Origin of the sequence: Streptomyces lunaelactis (genome assembly GCF_003054555.1) — a bacterium.
GTDB lineage: Bacteria > Actinomycetota > Actinomycetes > Streptomycetales > Streptomycetaceae > Streptomyces > Streptomyces lunaelactis.
Map to the genome: position 1 here is coordinate 551,913 of NZ_CP026304.1, position 17,416 is coordinate 569,328.

The 17,416-nt window shown below is 67.8% G+C and carries 15 protein-coding genes; 13 read left to right on the top strand and 2 right to left on the bottom strand.

Translation table 11 applies throughout. The annotated features are described in order from the left end of the window. Positions 1-47 precede the first annotated feature (47 nt). A complete protein-coding gene (locus SLUN_RS02525; protein WP_108146965.1) occupies positions 48-848 on the top strand; it encodes a TetR/AcrR family transcriptional regulator in 801 nt (266 codons plus the stop codon). Positions 849-967: 119 nt separating this feature from the next. Continuing rightward, positions 968-1,162, top strand: coding sequence for a chymotrypsin family serine protease (locus SLUN_RS02530; RefSeq protein ID WP_175314387.1), 195 nt, complete (start codon positions 968-970; stop codon positions 1,160-1,162). A 37-nt stretch (positions 1,163-1,199) separates the two neighbouring features. On the opposite strand, the gene SLUN_RS02535 is transcribed toward SLUN_RS02530, so the two are convergent. Together SLUN_RS02535 and SLUN_RS39270 are read right to left on the bottom strand one after the other, a co-directional pair. Next, the gene (locus tag SLUN_RS02535; protein ID WP_108146966.1) at positions 1,200-1,670 is read right to left on the bottom strand and encodes a GNAT family N-acetyltransferase; all 471 of its coding nucleotides are present in this window, start codon (positions 1,668-1,670) and stop codon (positions 1,200-1,202) included. 22 nt (positions 1,671-1,692) lie between these two features. Further along, complete coding sequence (locus SLUN_RS39270; protein ID WP_159100165.1) at positions 1,693-1,857, bottom strand: hypothetical protein; 165 nt, start codon at positions 1,855-1,857, stop codon at positions 1,693-1,695. A gap of 267 nt (positions 1,858-2,124) precedes the next feature. Between SLUN_RS39270 and SLUN_RS02540 the strand changes: the two genes are divergently transcribed. The 11 genes from SLUN_RS02540 to SLUN_RS02590 all read left to right on the top strand — a co-directional run bounded on the left by SLUN_RS02540 (position 2,125) and on the right by SLUN_RS02590 (position 17,416). Beyond that, positions 2,125-2,991, top strand: coding sequence for an endonuclease/exonuclease/phosphatase family protein (locus SLUN_RS02540; protein ID WP_254710383.1), 867 nt, complete (start codon positions 2,125-2,127; stop codon positions 2,989-2,991). 170 nt (positions 2,992-3,161) lie between these two features. Further along, the gene (locus SLUN_RS02545; RefSeq protein WP_108146967.1) at positions 3,162-4,418 is read left to right on the top strand and encodes a PP2C family protein-serine/threonine phosphatase; all 1,257 of its coding nucleotides are present in this window, start codon (positions 3,162-3,164) and stop codon (positions 4,416-4,418) included. Between the two features lie 262 nt (positions 4,419-4,680). Beyond that, positions 4,681-5,865: a D-alanine--D-alanine ligase family protein gene (locus SLUN_RS02550; RefSeq protein WP_108146968.1), complete on the top strand. Its 1,185-nt coding sequence runs from the start codon at positions 4,681-4,683 to the stop codon at positions 5,863-5,865. Between the two features lie 591 nt (positions 5,866-6,456). Beyond that, complete coding sequence (locus tag SLUN_RS02555; protein ID WP_257153637.1) at positions 6,457-8,559, top strand: trehalose-6-phosphate synthase; 2,103 nt, start codon at positions 6,457-6,459, stop codon at positions 8,557-8,559. A 315-nt stretch (positions 8,560-8,874) separates the two neighbouring features. Next, positions 8,875-9,066 carry a DUF6381 family protein gene (locus tag SLUN_RS02560; RefSeq protein WP_108146970.1) on the top strand — a complete coding sequence of 64 codons (192 nt, stop codon included), beginning with the start codon at positions 8,875-8,877 and terminating at the stop codon, positions 9,064-9,066. A 738-nt stretch (positions 9,067-9,804) separates the two neighbouring features. Next, on the top strand, positions 9,805-10,035 hold the full coding sequence (locus tag SLUN_RS02565) for a hypothetical protein (RefSeq protein WP_108146971.1): 231 nt from the start codon (positions 9,805-9,807) through the stop codon (positions 10,033-10,035). Between the two features lie 145 nt (positions 10,036-10,180). Beyond that, positions 10,181-11,929: a S8 family peptidase gene (locus SLUN_RS02570; protein WP_371413803.1), complete on the top strand. Its 1,749-nt coding sequence runs from the start codon at positions 10,181-10,183 to the stop codon at positions 11,927-11,929. A gap of 543 nt (positions 11,930-12,472) precedes the next feature. Continuing rightward, positions 12,473-13,471, top strand: coding sequence for a 3-oxoacyl-ACP synthase III family protein (locus SLUN_RS02575; protein WP_254710017.1), 999 nt, complete (start codon positions 12,473-12,475; stop codon positions 13,469-13,471). 2 nt (positions 13,472-13,473) lie between these two features. Further along, positions 13,474-14,421: a beta-ketoacyl-[acyl-carrier-protein] synthase family protein gene (locus SLUN_RS02580; RefSeq protein WP_254710016.1), complete on the top strand. Its 948-nt coding sequence runs from the start codon at positions 13,474-13,476 to the stop codon at positions 14,419-14,421. Continuing rightward, on the top strand, positions 14,421-16,385 hold the full coding sequence (locus SLUN_RS02585) for a fatty acid CoA ligase family protein (RefSeq protein ID WP_108154466.1): 1,965 nt from the start codon (positions 14,421-14,423) through the stop codon (positions 16,383-16,385). The genes SLUN_RS02580 and SLUN_RS02585 overlap by 1 nt, the downstream gene beginning before the upstream one ends. Next, positions 16,382-17,416 carry an NAD-dependent epimerase/dehydratase family protein gene (locus SLUN_RS02590; protein WP_108146974.1) on the top strand — a complete coding sequence of 345 codons (1,035 nt, stop codon included), beginning with the start codon at positions 16,382-16,384 and terminating at the stop codon, positions 17,414-17,416. The genes SLUN_RS02585 and SLUN_RS02590 overlap by 4 nt, the downstream gene beginning before the upstream one ends.

Here is a 17,416-nt window from a genome sequence, read left to right on the forward strand (position 1 = left end):
TCAAGACGGAGGCCAAGGCGGCTTGCTCCAGCGACTGGAGGCCAGACATGGTGAAGAAGGGCAAGGACGCCGAGAGGGGGCGGAAGGAGAGCGGACGGCGGTCCGGGGATCGCGGCCACTACGGCCGGCTGAGCCGGGAACGCGTACTGGCCGCCGCTCTGGAGCTGGTCGACCGCGAAGGGCTCTCGGCGCTGAGCATGCGCAGGGTGGGAGCCGAGCTCGGCGTCGAGGCCATGGCCCTGTACCGGTACGCCCCCAGCAAGGACGCGCTCCTGGACGGCCTGGTCGAGGCCCTCTTCATCGAGTTGCAGGACTACCTGGACGCCACCGACACGGACACCGACACACACACGGCCGGTACGGGCGCCGTCGAAGCGGAGGCCACGGCCGCGGGCTCCTCCCCGGAGGGGCCGGAATGGCGCACCGAGCTGCACCGGATCGCTCTGGCGACATATCGGGTCGCCCTGGCCCACCCGCAGGTGGTGCCACTTGTGGCGACCCGCATGCTAGCGGTCCCGCTGGCCCAGCGCCCACTGGCGGTCCTCCTGGACCATGAGCGTGTACTGACCCTGTTCGAAGAGGCCGGCCTCGACGAGAACAAGGCATCTCTGGCCTTCCGGGCGTTCAACAGCTGGGTGCTCGGCTACATCTTCGTGGAACTACGAGCCATGGTGGACAACCCCGAAGAGTCCGACCCCGCGTTCCGGCTCGGACTGCACCGCATGCCGGTCCAGGAACTTCCCAGACTTCGCAGGACTGCCCCGGCTCTCGCCGAGCACGGCGGACCGGAGGGGCTGGCAGCCGGTCTCAGCGCGCTCCTCGATCGCTTCGTGCAGGACGTCGTCTGAAACGGCAAACCCAACGGGAGTCCGCCTTCTGGAGCGGGGCGACTTCTGGATGCGTCGGTGCGGGATCGGTAGCAGACTCAGGACGTCCGACAACGGGATCCCACTAACCTCGCGCTTTCATGGGCGTGCTCGTGCACGGCTTGTTCCGGTCCAGCATCTGCTCCGAGCCCGGCAATACCGGCGATACCGCGTTCTCCGGCGGCACAGCACTCGGCATCATCGTCGGCGGGTCCGGCAACTGCTCCTCGGGCGGCACCGCCCTCTACCAGCCGGTGACGGAGGCGTTGGCAGCGTTCGGCCTGTCTCTGTACTGATCCAGGACGCCGTACGGGAGCTCCGCGTTCGTGACGCCTACTCCAACTCCAGCTCCCCCACCTTCTGATCCCCGCTCATCTCCCCCGTCGGCCGGAATCCGAGCCCCAGGTAAAAACCCTCGGGGCCGACTTCCCCCGGGTGCCAGGTGGTGGTCAGCCGGGTGCCGCCGCGGCGGCGGATAGCAGCGGCCACGGACTCGACCGCGAAGCGGCCATAGCCGCGGCCCTGTTCGCCGGCCGCGATAGTGAGCCGCCACAGGCCCGAGCGGATATCGGTGCCCTTGCCGTCGCCGGCGAAGTCGATGTCGAGGAAGGCCATGAGGAAGCCGACGGGGCGGTCTCCGTCGAGGATGAGGCGGGGCCACGCTATGTGGGGGTATACGTACGCCTCGGCGAGGGACTTCACAACCGGCGCGACCAAGTGCTCCTGGTCGGGGCGGACCTTCAGGCCGATCGCGGCGTCGAAGTTGGCGACAGTGACCTTTTCCAGGCGAAGCGCAGTCGTCATGCGGGAACCCTAAGCCAGTGGATCAAGTGATTTTCCGAGCGCCGGACACCCGGCACGCTCTCCAACCCCGGCGCAGCGCCGACTGCCGTCGGTGGAACGTGATGTCGCCGAGGTCGAGGGTGATCGAGATCCACGACAGGTCGGGGGTGCGGTCCTCGTTACGGATGTGGATGTGCCGCGTCGGCACGACGATTCCGTCGGGGGAGTGTCCGCGATAGCGATGCGAGCGCGGGAACCGGATCAAGGAGCTCCGCGTCGTCGTATCGTAAGGAGATGCCGACTGGTGCATGGGCGGACGATGAAGAGGCCAGACAGTGCAGCACTCGGGAAGCAAGCTGAGAAACTTCTGCGGCTGCCGTCTGGCTGGGTGACGTCAAGGAAAGCGGTATCAGGACTGTCAGGCTGGAGGCGAGGGAGCATTCCAGCGCTGCTTTCCATACTAGTCGCCTTCCTTTTGGTCTTTCATGCCACGGTCCCCAATACGATTGGCCGTCTGGGCAGCCTTCTCGAGACATTCCTGCCTTGGCTCGGCTCAGCCGTCCCCGGACTGCTGGCCTTGGCATTACTGCGCCGCTCATTCGTCGCGTTGATCGCGTTGCTGCTGCCTGTTGTCGCTTGGATCAGCCTCTTCGGCTACCTGCTGTTTCCCAGTCACGAATCGGCAGGCGAAATTACTGCGCTTCAGCATAATGTCAGCGACGAAAATCCAGACCCGGCAGGCACCGCGAGGATTCTGATCAAGGCCCAAGCCGACCTCATCGCCTTGGAGGAGTTGACGCCTTCTGCTTTGCCGGCCTTGGCAGCGGCCATGGCACCGGACTATCCCCACCATGCGACAAAGGGCACGGTCGGACTCTGGTCGAAGTATCCGCTCTCCGACGTGCGGCCGGTGGACATCAGGCCGGAGGGAATCGGGGAAGACTGGAACCGCGGACTGAGGGCGACTGCCAGGACGACGCAGGGTGATGTCGGTGTTTATGTAGCTCACCTGCCCTCCGTGCGCGTCGGCCTGAGCAGCGGATTCAGTTCCGCGTGGCGGGACGAGAGTGCCGTTCTCCTTGGTGAAGCGATCGCCGCTGAGCGGCTGGACAAGGTGATTCTGCTTGGGGACCTCAACAGCACGCTGGACGACCGCGGTCTAGCGCCGGTCAGCTCGCAGATGAACGCAACAGGCTCAGGGTTCGCATTCAGCTGGCCTGCAGCTCTGCCCGTAGCTCGGATTGACCAGATCATGACGCGCTCGGCGACGGTCACCGATTTCTGGTCACTGCCTGCGACAGGGAGCGACCACTTGCCAATAGCCGCTCACATCAGGCTCTGAACGGTGCGCACCCGTCCTGTCGGCTCAGCGTGAGCAATCGGCGGCCTTGGAGTTCCGGTAGGCCCGGCCACGTCGGGTCGGGGGGCCGGTTGTCCAGGCAGGCGGCGGCGCCGGATGCACCATAGATTGGGTAGACGGGGTCCCTAGGCCGGGGGTCGGCAGGGAGCCGAATGACGACACCGCAGATCGACTACGTGGCGCTGTTCGCAGCCACACCGAGCCCGTACCTGGTGCTGGGGCCGGACCTGGTGGTTGTCGACGTCAACGATGCATATCTTCGGGCGACAGGCCGGACCCGCGACGAACTGGTCGGGCAGTACATCTTCGATGCCTTCCCCGACAACCCGGCCGACCCCAATGCCGACGGCGTACGGAATCTGAGCGCATCGCTGCACAGGGTCCTGGCCACCCGGAAACCGGACACGATGGCGCTGCAGAAGTACGACATTCCCGTGATGCGTGAGCCCGGGGTGTTCGAAGAGCGGTGGTGGTCGCCGGTCAACACACCCGTCGTCGGGCCGGACGGGAGCGTGGCGTGGATCATCCATCGGGTGGAGGACGTGACCGCGTTCGTCCTGTCCCACCGAGACCGCCACGGAGGGCAGGGCGGGGAGGGCGGAGCCCTGCGCAAGCGGGAGGGGGCAATGGAGAGCGAGCTGTACGCGCGGGCGCGGGAACTGCAGCTGCTGAATGAGGAACTGCGCCAGGCCCACGCCCGCGAACGCCAGGTGGCCATCACGCTTCAGGAGGCCATGCTCCATTCCCCGGACCTGGCCGGGCACAGGGATATCGCGGTGCGCTACCTGCCCGCGATCGGCTCGCTGAACGTGTGCGGCGACTGGTACGACGTGGTGGACCTGCCCGCCGGGCGCTTCGCCGTGGCGGTCGGCGACGTCGTGGGCCACGGCCTGGCAGCCGCCGCCATCATGGGCATGCTTCGCAGTGCCCTGAGCGCCGCCTCCCGCGCAGTGGACGGGCCCGCGAAGGCGCTGGAGGTGCTGGGCGTGTACGCCCGCTCGGTAGAGGGGGCGCTGGCCACCACCGCGGTCAAGGCAATGGTCGACACCGGCAGGCGTCAGATCGCTTACAGCAGCGCCGGCCACCCGCCGCCCGTCCTGCTGCACTCCGACGGCACCCACGACCTCCTGGACCGGGCGACCGACCCGCCGCTGGGCGCCCGCCCCATGCACACCCCCCGTCCCCAGGCCAGCGTCCCCTACACCACCGGTGACACCCTCGTGCTCTACACCGACGGCCTGATCGAACGCCGCGGCGAGGACATCGACACCGGTCTGGCCCGGCTGACCGATGCCCTCGCCCAGCGCAGCACGCTCGGCCCGGAGCGCCTGGCCGACGCCGTCCTGGCCCAACTCGGTGTCAGCGGCGGTGCCCGCGACGACATCGCATTGGTCATCGTGCGCCTCTGACGGCGTCCCACTCCGGCACTGACCTGCCCCGCGGGCGCCTTGGGATCGGTCAGGGTGCCGGCCACGGCGACGCCGGCGCGCCTGCCGCGACGGCGGGCTCCCGCTCGACTCTTCGGCGGCTTCCCCCGAAGTGACCCTGTACAGCGGCGCTGCCCCAGGCGCACAGGATGGCCCCGGGATCGGGTTCAGCCGTGCCGACAGCGCTACCCAGAAGGCTGAGTAAGAAAGGCGTTCACGCCCTGGGAGGCATATAACCTACTGCATGAAGGCTGTCGTGCTGTGTGGCGGGGAAAGTGTCGAGCGAGACGTGTCTCTCGACTCGGGAATGTCGGTAGCTCGCGCGCTCATCGATCTGCGTTACGAGGTTACGGTGGTCGATCCGGCCGCAGATGAGCCATTCGTGTGTCGATCGAGCTGTGACCCCGGCGATCTGCCACAGACTACGGTCACCACTGAACTTCCGGTCATTGATGTGCCCAAGAGCCGGAAGAACATCTTCGCTACGCTTACGTCGGAAGCGATGGTCGCCACACTGAAACTGGCAGATATGGTATTTCCGGCGCTGCACGGGGGTTGGGGTGGCGACGGGCATGTCCAAGCAATACTGGAAATGGCCGATGTACCTTTCACGGGTGCGGGGAGCGCGGCGTGCAGTTTGGCGTGGGACAAGCAGCGAACACTACGTGTCCTGCGGGATGCAGGCGTTACTGTGAGCCCTTGGGAGGTGCATCGAACGGGCGAAAACGAGCACCAGCCTGGCGTGCTGAGTATGCTCGATGCCGGCCCTGTGGTGGTGAAGTACCTCACCGGTACCAGCTTCTCAACCCTATTTGTGGCCGAAGATGCCGATGAACTGGCTGCCACTCTCGCGGAATCCCCAGCGGGCGAAGACTGGCTTATTTCACCGTTTCTGTCGGGGAGGGAATTCACGGTCAGCGTCCTCGGCGATCACATACTTCCGGTGGTGGAGCTTGAATACAGCGGTCCACTATACGACTTTGAAGCGAAGAACCGGCCGGGAGCATCGCAGCGTCTGTGCCCCGCTGAAATCACCGCCGAACTCCGGGATTGCCTGCAGGAACAAGCGCTACGCGCCCATCGCTCAGTAGGTTTGGGCCCCGCTGAATACTCACGCGTCGACTTCCGCTGCAACAACCACGGAGAGCCCCACTGCCTTGAAGTGAACGCCTGCCCCGCTCTGCGAACTGGCGGTGGTTTTGCAACCGCGGCCAACGCCATCGGATGGTCCTTCCCTCAACTCATCGACGAGATCACCCGCCTGCCTCCACGGCCTCCGTCTCCGGCCGACCTGGTCAGCCCGCCGGCGCCTTCGACCTGGAGCATTTCACCGGCGACGTCGACATCCGGTACGCGGACGGCCCCGAGTCCTTCACCCCGCTCGGCGAACCCGACACCCGACAAAGCGGGGCATATCACCCAAAGCTGACAGCGAGGGATTCGGCAACCGCTACCACAGCGAGGGAATGGCCCAGGGTGGCGGGTCACCGAACGGGCCACGCCCCCGCACACTGCTGCGGAAGCCCATCGCTGAGCCGCGTGGCGGTCGTGTCTCGTCGTGTAGTCACTGGCCCAGGGCAGCGGAGTGAAAAATCCAGGCCCGTGTTGAGGTGGGGCCGCGCGTGGCTAGAGCTTGGACAACGGTCGTTGCGTGTGTTGTCGCGACAGCCCGATCGGATTGGACCAGCCGCTGACGGTGGCCTCCACGCCGTGCCGATGTCGCCATGCCGTGATCTTGGAGGTCCCCGTGTCGCCAGCCCACCCTGCCATCGATCGACTGGTGGAGGCCGCGCGCCATGCGCCTGCCGGCCTGATTGCTCGGCTCGTGGAAAGCGACGACTTTCGCGAGACGCGACTTGGGCAGGCAATCCGGGACGTTCAGAGACCCCAATCGCACCCGGACGCGGCTGATGCGGGGACTGTCATCGACCCGGTGACCCACGACCCCGGTTGGTGAAGCGCCCACACAAGGGCGGATTTTAGCGCTGCTGTAGTTGGTCAGGACCTGAAGGGACCGCCTGTGGGCGAGAAGACCGGCTCGGCCAGGGTGCTCGTGACCGACCTGGACGGCACGTTGCTGGGAGGCGATGGACACGATCGGCGGCGTCTGCGCGACGTCCTGAACCGGCACCCGGACATCACAGTGGTCTTCGCGACCGGACGCAGTCTTGCTTCCGTACAGGCCCTCCTGCGAGACGATCCCCTGGTCCCGTCCCCGCGCTGGATCATCGCCGACGTCGGGGCCAGCGTCATCGACGCCATCCGGATGGTCCACCTCGAAGACATACAGGGGAAGCTGCGCGCCGGATGGCCGGGCGCCCACCGGGTTCGAGCGGCGCTGCAGCAGTTCCCGCAGCTCGTGTACCAGGAAGGCGTACCCCAGGAGGGGCGCTGCTCCTTCTATCTGAACCCCGAAGGTCTCTCGGACGACCTCAAGGCCACGGTGAGAGCGCTGGGATGCTCCTGGTCGTACGCCTCGGGCCGGTACTTCGACGTCCTGCCGGCCAGGGCGAGCAAGGGACGTGCATTGCGGCTGCTCGGCCGCAGGCTGGGGTGGCCCCGGCAGGCGATGCTCGTGGCCGGGGACTCCCTCAACGACCTCTCACTGTTCTCCCAGGGCACGCACGCGGTCGTGGTCGCCAATGCGCAGCCCGCTCTGGCTGCCGGCGTCCCACCGAGCAAGCAGGTCCACCACTCCGCCTTGGACGGAGCTGCCGCCGTCCTGGAGGGGATGGAACGCCTCGGCTGGCTGGTCCGCCGATCGGTGGTCGTCGGCTATCACCGCCCACCCGTGCGCTGGCTCGACGGCGGCTGGCGGCCGCCGTCCAGTCCCAACGGCATCCTGCCGACTTTGCAGGCCGCTCTCACCGACGAGCGCCTGGACGCTGTGTGGGCAGCCGCCTACATCGGCGAGGCACCGCCGCCCGCCGAGCCCATGACGGCCGTCGACGGCTTGCCGCTGTCCCTGCTGCCGCTGCATGCCGAACGGTGGGCGGGTTACTTTCACCGCGTCTGCAAGGAGACGCTCTGGCCGGCCTTGATGTCCCAGCCCGGCCTCATCCAGGACCGGCCTGCCCACTGGGCCGACTATGAGGAGGTCAACGCCGCATTCGCCCGCCATATCGGCTCCCTCGCTGCGCAGGGAGGCACGGTCTGGTTGCACGACTACAATCTGTGGCTGGTACCGGCCGTCCTCAGGGCCCAGCGGCCCGACCTGGCCATCGGGCTGTTCCACCACACGCCGTTCCCCCAACCGGACGTCTTCAGCCGCATTCCTGCAGCCGGGCAGCTGCTCGACTCGCTTGCATGCCTGGACTGGGCCGGCTTCCACACCGCCGACTGCGCCGACAACTTCCGTCGGCTCCTGGCCGGCACCGCAGGGCCCACGCCGCGCGTCGGCGTGCACCCCCTCGGCATCGACCGCCATGCCGTCGCAGACCTCGCCAGGACGCGCCCCCAGCCGCGGCAGGGGAAGGACGGCAGCCAGTTGGTGCTGTCCGTGGAACGACTCGACTACGCCAAGGCGCCCGTCCACAAGATCCGCGCACTGGACGCCCTCCTGGCCGGCTCGCCCCGGCTACGGGGACGCGTGCGCTACCGCCTGGTCTGCCCACCGCCGGAGGCCGGCATCCGCGCCTACGACTCCACCCGCTCGGAACTTGAGAGCGCGATCAACCGAATCAACCACCGCTGGGGCACGCACGGGTGGGAGCCCGTCGACTACATCCCCCGCAATCTGGACTTCCCCGAGGTCGTCGACCACTACCTGGCAGCCGACGTGTTCTGGGTGACCTCACTCGCCGACGGGATGAACCTCACAGCCCAGGAATACATCACCGCGTGCCACGCCATCAACCGTCCCGGTGTTCTGATCCTGTCCCGTCACGCGGGAGTCGCGCAGCACCTGGGAACCGCGGCCCTGCTGACCGATCCACTGCGGCCACAGGATCTGGTCGACACCCTGCGCGCCGCACTGGCCATGACGGTGCACGAACGCGCCGCACACATCACACGCCTGGAGAGCCGGCTCAACACCCCGCCCCCGGCCGAGTGGGCCCACACAGTCATCGCCGCCATCCGGGGTCTGCCCAGCCAAAGGTGTAACTGGGGTTGGCGTGGCTAGAGTTGGCCTGCGGTGAGGCGGCCCTTGCGCAGGGAATCTCCGATCGGGACCCATGGCCGCCATGGCTCAGAGCAGCTCCGGTCTCATGCTTCGTACGTCCGCAGAGCCGGCGGTAGGCGGCGAGGGCGTAGCGCTTCATACTCCTCACGCCGCTGCGGCGGCTGCTTTCCGGCAGGCCGCCGGGAGTTGTTCGAGCCGATGTGCACAGCTGGGGGCTGCACAGATAACGGTGGGTGAGTATTCGAGATGCGCAGCCGAAGGGTCGCTGTTTCGCTGGTGTGGCCAGCTCATTCCCGATCAGACCAAGGAGTGGTCATGAGCGTTGCAGGCGAGTCCAGTGGTCGCGTTCAGCAGCTGCGCCGGAAGGCGCAGGAGATGGAACAGGCCGCGGAGCGTGTCGCTGACCCGCAGGAGCGTCAGCGTCTGAAGGACAAGGCCCGCCGGCTCGCGGAGCAGAGCGAGCAGATGAGCAGCACGGGCAGTGGGGACCTCGACCCCATGGTGTAACTGCCCTGCGCATACGCCGGCCGGTGGCTGCCCCCGCGACCCTCGAGGCGCGCGCGAGGCCACCGGCCGGTCATCTGCGCCTGCGCCGGCCGACAACGCGCTGCCATGAAGCGCACCGTCTTCGCGGCTCGTCGTCGGCGCCGACGGGCACTCCCCTTGCTTCTCAATCTCCGAGCACCGGTAGCGGTCGGCGGCTCCGCTCAAGCGACTGGCCTCCCCGCAGGCCGTGTCCGGGTCGTCGACGTTTCGACGTCGAATGGTGCTGTGCCCCGCACGCCTCATCCCCCGTTCCCCGGCCTGGCCTGCGGTGGGGGCGGTGACGATCAGGAGGCCGAAGCGGGCGGCGAACATGTCCCCGGAGGGCGGGCGAAGCAGCAGGTCGCCAGCCGTGGCCTGCCATGGGATCCGCTCGCTTGCGGGCGGTAGGGCCGGATGCGTTTGTGGGCGATGCCGGCCGCGGCCAGGGTCTGGGTGCCTCATCCAACGACCACCGCCGCACCATGACCGTTGATGCTCTGGGCTTGATCCGCTTTGCCGGACGTCCGAGATCAGGCGTTCTGCCCCGGAAGGATGTCCATCATCGAGATCGCGTCGACCTCCACCTGGCCCAGGTAAGTGTGACGGCCTGACCAGCAGTGAACGCGCGGAACTGGCCGCACTGCGGCGGGAGAACCGCCGGCTGCTGGAGGACGTCGACATCCTCGAGCGGGCCACGGCTCTCTTCGTGGAGGAGATCCGGTGACGGTGCACCCGTTCATCGAGGCGGAGAAGCAGAGCAACCACAACGTCAAACGCGCCTGTGAACTGCTCAACGTCTCCCGCACCGCCTTCTACGCCCGCCGCATCGGCTCCTGTGGGTCCGGGCACTCTCCGCTCTTGCCGTCGGCCGATGCGTCGAGCCTCGGGCCCACTGTTTCGCACACGGCGGCTTCACTGCCAATCGCCTTTCCGAGAAGGGCACTTGTGTGATCGAAACCCTTCCCCTGCAGGGCCGTTGTCTGAGAGCTTGCGTTCACCACTTCCCACAATCGGTCCGGTTGGTGCCACCAGCGCCACCGGACTCTCGGAGGACGCATTGCTTACCTTCATATCCAGCCGCCTGAGACGCTCGGTCGTGGCCACTGCTGCCCTCGGTGCGGCAGTGGCGTTCGTGAGTCCCGTCGGGGCCGCCCAGGCCGCGCCGGTCGCGTCCGGGACCTCTGTGGCGTCCGCGTCGTCCACCGCTTCGTGGGCCGCAGGCACTCGGGCCTACCTGGTCATCACCGCACCGGGCGACACCTCGGCCGTACAGACGGCGGTCACCAACAACGGCGGCACGGTGTTCGCGCACTACGACGCGATCGGCGTGATCGTGGCGCACTCGACGTCCTCGGCCTTCGCGGGCACCATGCGCGGCGTCAGTGGCGTCCAGCAGGTCGGCGCCACGCGGACCTCGGATGTTCCGGCCGACGCGTACAACCCCGTGCTTCCCGCCACTCCCTCGCAAGCCACGACCACCCTCACCGAGTCCAACCGCTGGGACATGACCCAGATCAAGGCGGACAAGGCCTGGGCCGTCACCACCGGCTCCCCCACCGTCAAGGTCGGCGTTCTCGACACCGGCGTCGACGACCTCCACCAGGACATCGCGCCCAACTTCAACGCCGCAGACTCGGCTTCCTGCGCCTACGGCAAGGCGGACACGCGCACCGGCGCATGGCGCGACGTCGGCGAGCACGGAACACACGTGGCAGGCACGATCGCGGCGGCCAAGAACGGCAAGGGCGTCATCGGCGTGGCCCCGAGCGTGAAGATCTCCTCTGTCAGGATCGCCGAGCCGAACACCAGCATGTTCTTCGCCGAGAACACCGTCTGCGGGTTCATGTGGGCCGGTGACCACGGCTTCAAGGTCACCAACAACAGCTATTACACGGACCCGTGGATGTTCAACTGCCCCGACAACGTGGACCAGGCAGCCATCATCGAGGGCGTCAGGCGCGCCCAGGAGTACGCGGAGAACAAGGGCTCGCTGCAGGTCGCGGCCGCGGGCAACTCCAACTACGACCTGGCGAACAAGCGGACCGACACATCGAGCCCGAACGACTCGACCCCGGTCACCCGCACCATCACCAACGCGTGCATCGACATACCCACCGAGCTGCCGGGCGTGGTGACCACAGCGGCCATGGGCAACGGCAACGTCAAGGCCTCGTACTCCAACTTCGGCCGGAGCATCATCGACATCGCGGCCCCCGGCGGCGACGGCGCGTCCGGGGTCTACTCGACGCTGCCGGGCGGCAAGTACGGCACCATGAACGGCACGTCGATGGCCTCCCCGCACGTCGCGGGTGTGGCGGCGCTGCTGGCGAGCACCAACCCCGGCTCCACACCTGCGGATCTCCGGGCCAAGCTGGCCACCCAGGCCACCGATACGGCCTGCCCCTCCGACAGCCGCTGCACTGGCACGACCGCCAACAACGCCTTCTTCGGCGAGGGCCAGGTCGATGCACTGAAGGCCGTCGGCGGCACGCCGCCGCCCGGCGCGTACTTCGAGAACGCTGCGGACGTCGCCATCGCCGACAACAGCACGGTGGAGTCCCCGCTCACCGTGACCGGCGTCAGCGGCAACGCCCCGGCCACGCTCAAGGTCGGCGTGGACATCAAACACACCTACCGCGGCGACCTCGTGGTCTCGCTCGTGGCCCCCGACGGAACGGTCTACACGCTCGAGGACTTCCCGAACAACGACGGCACCGACAACGTCGCCAGGACTTACACGGTGAACGCCTCCTCGGAAGTGGCCGCAGGCACCTGGAAGCTGCGCGTCAGTGACGTCGCCTCCCAGGACATCGGCAAGATCGACGCCTGGAACCTGACCTTCTAGGCCGTGTCTGACACATAGCGCCGTCCGCCCGCAGGGCGAGGTGCGCGGCGTCCGGTGCGTGCAATCGCACCGGGCGTCGCGCGCCAGGCGGGATTTGTCAGACACGGCCCAGGGGCACACGCGTCACCGGGTCCCGGGGAGGAGCTGTGCACGGTTCTCCCCGGGACCTTTCGGCGCCTGGCATGAGACCGAGTTCGCGAACGGGATCACGGCAGTCCACTACTTTTCGCAGAGCCCACTGACACCCTGTCGCAATACCGGCCACCGGTTTTTGGCCATCACGCTCGGCAATGCTCCATAACCGCCGAGTGGTGATCATCACAGGCTCGTGGCGCCAGACCCCCCGGAACAGTGCGCTAACGTCATCGTGCGGCGCGCCGAAGTCGGGATTTCACGAACCACGAACCAGTTCGACTCGGCGGTGAAACCAGAATCCACTTAGGTTTCCCCCGTCAGTGCGTCGCGTGGACAAGGAAACACCAGGAGGGGTTTATGAATAAGAGTCGATTAGAGTCCATAGGGGCGTATCTCCCCTCGGCTGTTATGAGTACTCCGGAACTCCTCACTCACATGGAGAAAGCTCCGGAATTCGACCTCTTCAAGATTACCGGAATGGCCGAGCGCCGCGTCGCGGACGACACTGCCGACATCCCCGAGGACTGCCTCACGATGGCAGTCTCGGCGGCCCGCGAGTGCCTGGATCGCTCGCGCTACGCGCCGGACGAGATCGACGTCGTGATCTCCTGCTCCATCAGCCGCACCACGGACGGGCGACGCCACCAGTTCGAGCCGTCGTTCGCCCACCGCATCGCCAAGGAGATCGGCGCGCTCTCCGCCCTTCACTTCGATGTCTCCAACGCCTGCGCGGGCATGATGACCGGCGTCTATCTGCTGGACCGGATGATCCGCTCCGGTGAGGTGCGCAACGGCTTGGTCCTCAGTGGCGAGCACATCACCCCGATCGCCTTCACCGCCGCACGCGAGATGGAGAACAGCCGGGACCCGCAGTTCGCGTCCCTCTCCGTGGGCGACTCGGCCGTCGCCGTGATGGTCGATCGCGCCACCGACGAAGCGGACGCGATCCACGACATCGAGCTGATGACCTGCTCGGAGTACTCGCACCTGTGCCTGGGCATGCCCAGCGACGACACCGGCGATCTGGCCATGTACACGAACAACACAGAGATGCACGCCCAGGACAGGCTCTCGCTGTGGCCGACCTTCCACCGCGACAAGCTGGCCGAAGACGGTCGCCAATTCGCCGACGAGGGGTACGACTTCGTCGTCCAGCACCAGGTCGGCAGCCGGTTCATCGACTTCATGAACCACGTGGGCGAGAACATCTTCGAGACACCGATGCCTCAGTCACTCTCGATCGTCGAGAAGTTCGCCAACACCGCCACCACCTCTCACTACTTGGTACTGCATCAGGCACTCGCGGAACGCCGCATACCCAAGGGGTCCAAGATCCTCCTGGTGCCCGCCGCATCGGGTGTGGTGACCGGTTTCCTGTCCGCGACCGTCTCCTCCCTGGAGGTATGACCATGGCCACCGTCATCACCTCCACCGCCCTCAGCCCCGCCGACGAGTCAGGCAGCGCGATCGGGTACGCGGCATCGGCCGGCAGCGTCTGCCTGGCACAAGCCGGGCTCACCGCCGCTGACGTCGACGTCCTGATCAACGTCGGCGTCTACCGCGACTCCAACATCTCCGAGCCGTCCGTCGCCGCACTCATCCAAAAGCGCATCGGTATCAACCTGGAGTATCTGCACGACCCCGACCGGCGGGCCGCGTTCTCGTTCGACCTCATGAACGGCGCCTGCGGCGTGCTCAACGCCGTCCAGGCGGCCGGTGCCCTGCTGGCAACCGGCAGTGCCCGCCGGGTATTGGTGGTCTCCGCCGACACGCACCCCTCGATGGACCCGTCGAAGGCGGGCACTGCCGGGTTCCCGTACGCGAGCACCGGCGCGGCGCTGCTGCTGGAACGCACCGACGACGCCCGCGGCTTCGGCCGGGTGTACCACCGGTCGGCGCCGGGGACGCACGGCGTCAACGGGTACCTGCCGCTGGACGAGGCCGGCTCCGAGGGCCGTAACACTGTCGTCGTCGACTGCGACGGCGGCGTCCTGGAGCGAATGCTCGATCTGGCCGTCGAATCGGTACGCGGCTGCCTCGCGGCCGAGGACGGCACCGACACCGAAGGAGCGGCAGCCTTCCTCGACCGCACACTGCTGATCACCTCCCAGCCGGCACCCGACTTCCCCGCCCAGCTCGCCAAACGCCTGGGCGTGGCATCCGATGCCGCAGTCACCGTCGAAGGGGTCCAGGGCGACCCGCACACCTCCGCACTCGCCTACGGCTTCCGACAGGCACAAGACGCGGGCAGGCTCACCGGCTTCGACCGGATCCTCTTCCTCGCCGTCGGCGCCGGGCTGAGTTCGGCAGCCTCCCTCTACCGCCTGGCCGACGACAGCGAAGGAGCCGCGTGCTGATGCCCGGCACCGCAACCGCACTGCGCCAGGACGCGTTCCTGGCCGAACTACTTGCCTGGCACGCCGTCCGTACACCCGACAAAGCGGCCGTCATCCACCCGGACGGCGACCGGATGGCGGCAGGTCGACCGGCCTACGCCTCGGTCGGCTATGCCGAGCTCGCCGCCCGGGTCACCGCCTGCGCCGCCGCGCTGGAAGAGCACGGCATCCGCCGCGGTACCCGTACAGCGCTGCTGGTGACTCCGGGCGTCGACCTGCTGACGCTGGTCTTCGCCCTGATGCACGTCGGAGCGGTTCCGGTGGTGGTCGATCCCGGCATGGGGCTGAGCCGCATGCTGGACTGCATCCATCGCGTGGGTGTCCAGGCATTCATCGGCGTACCGTCCGCACACATCCTGCGGCGGCTTCGCCCGCGTGCCTTCGCCGGAGTGCAGAGCCTGATCCGGGTGGGCGGCCCAAGCGGCACCGGACTTGAGGAGCTGACCTCCTTCGGTGCGGGCCTGCCGCAGCTGCCCCCGCTGGAGTCCGGGCCCGACGACCTCGCGCTGATCGGCTACACCACCGGCAGTACCGGCCCGGCCAAGCCGGTCGAGATCACCGTCGGCATGCTGCGGGGCATGGCGTACGGCGTCGAGGAGGGCCACTTCACCGCCGACATGGCAAGCACCCTGGTCACTCTGCCCCTGATGGGCGTGTTCGACCTCGCGGCGGGCCGCACGGCGGTGGTGCCGAAGATGAACATGGGCCGCGTCGGCACCGCCGACCCGGCGCTACTGACCGACGCGATCCAACGCTTCTCCGTGAACGCCATGTTCGCCTCCCCCGCGCTGCTGGGTCCGCTCGCGGCTCATCTGGCAGAGACGAATGCCCAGGTACCGTCGCTGCGTCTCATCGTCTCCGGTGGCGCACCGGTGAGCCCTGAGCTGATGGGCGCGCTGCGCGCCGTACTCCCCAACGAGGCACGTGTGTTCAGCACCTACGGATCGACCGAAGCGCTGCCGATGGCACTGGTGGAGAGCAGAGAAGCCCTGGCCGGCCCGGCTGCCGGCCCGGCTGAGGGCCTGGGTGTCTGTGTGGGCCGCCCCGCACCCGGCATGTCGGTCCGCACCATCGAAGTCAGCGACCGGCCGGTCCCCCGGTGGACGCCCCAACTGCCGGTGGCTCCCGGTGAGGTGGGCGAGATTGTGGTCAGCGGTGAGGCGGTCAGCCCACGCTACTTCCAAACGCTCCAGGCCGACGCCGAGCACAAGATCCAGGACGGCGGGCGTCGTTGGCACCGCACCGGTGACGTGGGATGGATCGATGGTGAGGGACGGATCTGGTTCTGCGGGCGCAAGAGCCACCGGGTCCGCGCAAGCGGCGGCGACCTGCACACGGTGCGCTGCGAGAGCGTCTTCAACACCCATCCGCAGGTGCAGCGCACGGCGCTGGTGGGCTTCGGCCCGCACGCCGAGCAGCAGCCGGTGCTGTGCGTGGAGCTGGCACCGGACACCGAACGCAAGCAGTGGCCCCGGATCGAGGGCGAGTTGCGCGAACTGGGCGCGAACAACCCGATGACCAAGGCGATCGCGGACTTCCTGCCGCATCCCGCGTTCCCTGTGGACATCCGCCACAACGCCAAGATCCGCCGGGAGCTGCTGGCCGGATGGGCCGAAGACCAGCTCACCGGAAGCCGCCGCCCAACGGCGGCCGACCGCGCGCTGCGCACCGTCCCGCTGCTCGGGTGGGCCTATCTGGCGGCCTGGCCGCTGCTGCCTTGGGATCATGTGGCGCTGACCGCTCTGTGGTGGCTCGACGCCTTCCTGAGCGTCGTCGTCCACGCGGTCCAGATACCGTCCGCGCTGCGCGCGGAGCAGGAACTCGCCACCGGGCGAAAGCCATGGGCGAGCGCCACGCTCACGATGCTGTACGGAGCCACATGGTGGCGTCCCCGCAGCCGCAAGATGAAGGGCGCTGCGGCATGAAGGTACTGGTGACAGGCGCCTCCGGGTTCCTCGGAAGCCACATCGTCGACGCCTGTGCGCGCGCCGGTGACGAAGTGCGGGTGCTGGTACGCAAAGACAGCGACCTGAGCCATCTGCGCACCGTTGCAGGCATCGAGTTCGCGTACGGCGACCTGCGCGACGCCGCCTCACTACGTCGGGCCATGGACGGGATCGACGCGGTGCACCACAGCGCGGCCCGGGTCACCGACAGGGGTACCCGCGCCCAGTTCCAGGACGAGAACGTCTCGGGCACGGAGCGCCTCATGTCGGCGGCCCAGGAAGCGGGCGCACGACGCTTCGTCTTCATCAGCAGCCCCAGCGCGCTGATGGGCATCCGCGGCGGCGACCGGCTCGACATCGACGAGAGCGAGCCCTTCCCCGCACGCCACCTCAATCTCTACTCGGAGACCAAGGCCGCCGCGGAGCGCCTGGTGCTGGCCGCGGACCGTGCGGACTTCACCACTGTCGCGCTGCGCCCGCGCGCCGTCTGGGGCCCGCGCGACCACTCCGGTTTCATGCCGCGGCTGCTCGCGAAGATGATGACGGGCAGTCTGCCCGACCTCTCCGGGGGCAGGCGCGTGTACGCGTCGCTGTGCTACTGCGAGAACGCCGCCGATGCGTGCGTGCGGGCGGCGCGTGCCGACGGTGTCGGCGGCAGGGCGTACTTCATCGCCGACCAGCAGCCGGTGGAGATCTGGAGCACGCTCGCCGGCCTCGCCGAACGGTTCGGCGGCAGTCCTCCGACCAAGCGCGTCTCCCACAGCGTGCTGCGCGCAATCGCCTTCACGGCGGACATGGTCTGGAAACTGCCGTGGCCGGCCAAACACTCCTCGCCCCCGCTCTCCCGGTACTCGCTGGCCCTGCTGACCCGTTCGGCGACGTACGACACCTCGGCGGCGCGACGGGATCTGACAGCGCCGCGGGTGGACCACGAAGCCGGGATGGGCCGGCTGGAGGCCTGGATCGACAGCATCGGCGGCGTCAACGAGTTCATCCGGAAGGTGCGGTAG

Coding starts and splice junctions, on each gene's coding strand:
- SLUN_RS02525 (WP_108146965.1), top strand. CDS start 48: ATGGTGAAGAAGGGCAAGGACGCCGAGAGGGGGCGGAAGGAGAGCGGA.
- SLUN_RS02580 (WP_254710016.1), top strand. CDS start 13,474: ATGGCCACCGTCATCACCTCCACCGCCCTCAGCCCCGCCGACGAGTCA.
- SLUN_RS02575 (WP_254710017.1), top strand. CDS start 12,473: ATGAGTACTCCGGAACTCCTCACTCACATGGAGAAAGCTCCGGAATTC.
- SLUN_RS02550 (WP_108146968.1), top strand. CDS start 4,681: ATGAAGGCTGTCGTGCTGTGTGGCGGGGAAAGTGTCGAGCGAGACGTG.
- SLUN_RS02530 (WP_175314387.1), top strand. CDS start 968: ATGGGCGTGCTCGTGCACGGCTTGTTCCGGTCCAGCATCTGCTCCGAG.
- SLUN_RS02545 (WP_108146967.1), top strand. CDS start 3,162: ATGACGACACCGCAGATCGACTACGTGGCGCTGTTCGCAGCCACACCG.
- SLUN_RS02535 (WP_108146966.1), bottom strand. CDS start 1,670: ATGACGACTGCGCTTCGCCTGGAAAAGGTCACTGTCGCCAACTTCGAC.
- SLUN_RS02560 (WP_108146970.1), top strand. CDS start 8,875: ATGAGCGTTGCAGGCGAGTCCAGTGGTCGCGTTCAGCAGCTGCGCCGG.
- SLUN_RS02585 (WP_108154466.1), top strand. CDS start 14,421: ATGCCCGGCACCGCAACCGCACTGCGCCAGGACGCGTTCCTGGCCGAA.
- SLUN_RS02590 (WP_108146974.1), top strand. CDS start 16,382: ATGAAGGTACTGGTGACAGGCGCCTCCGGGTTCCTCGGAAGCCACATC.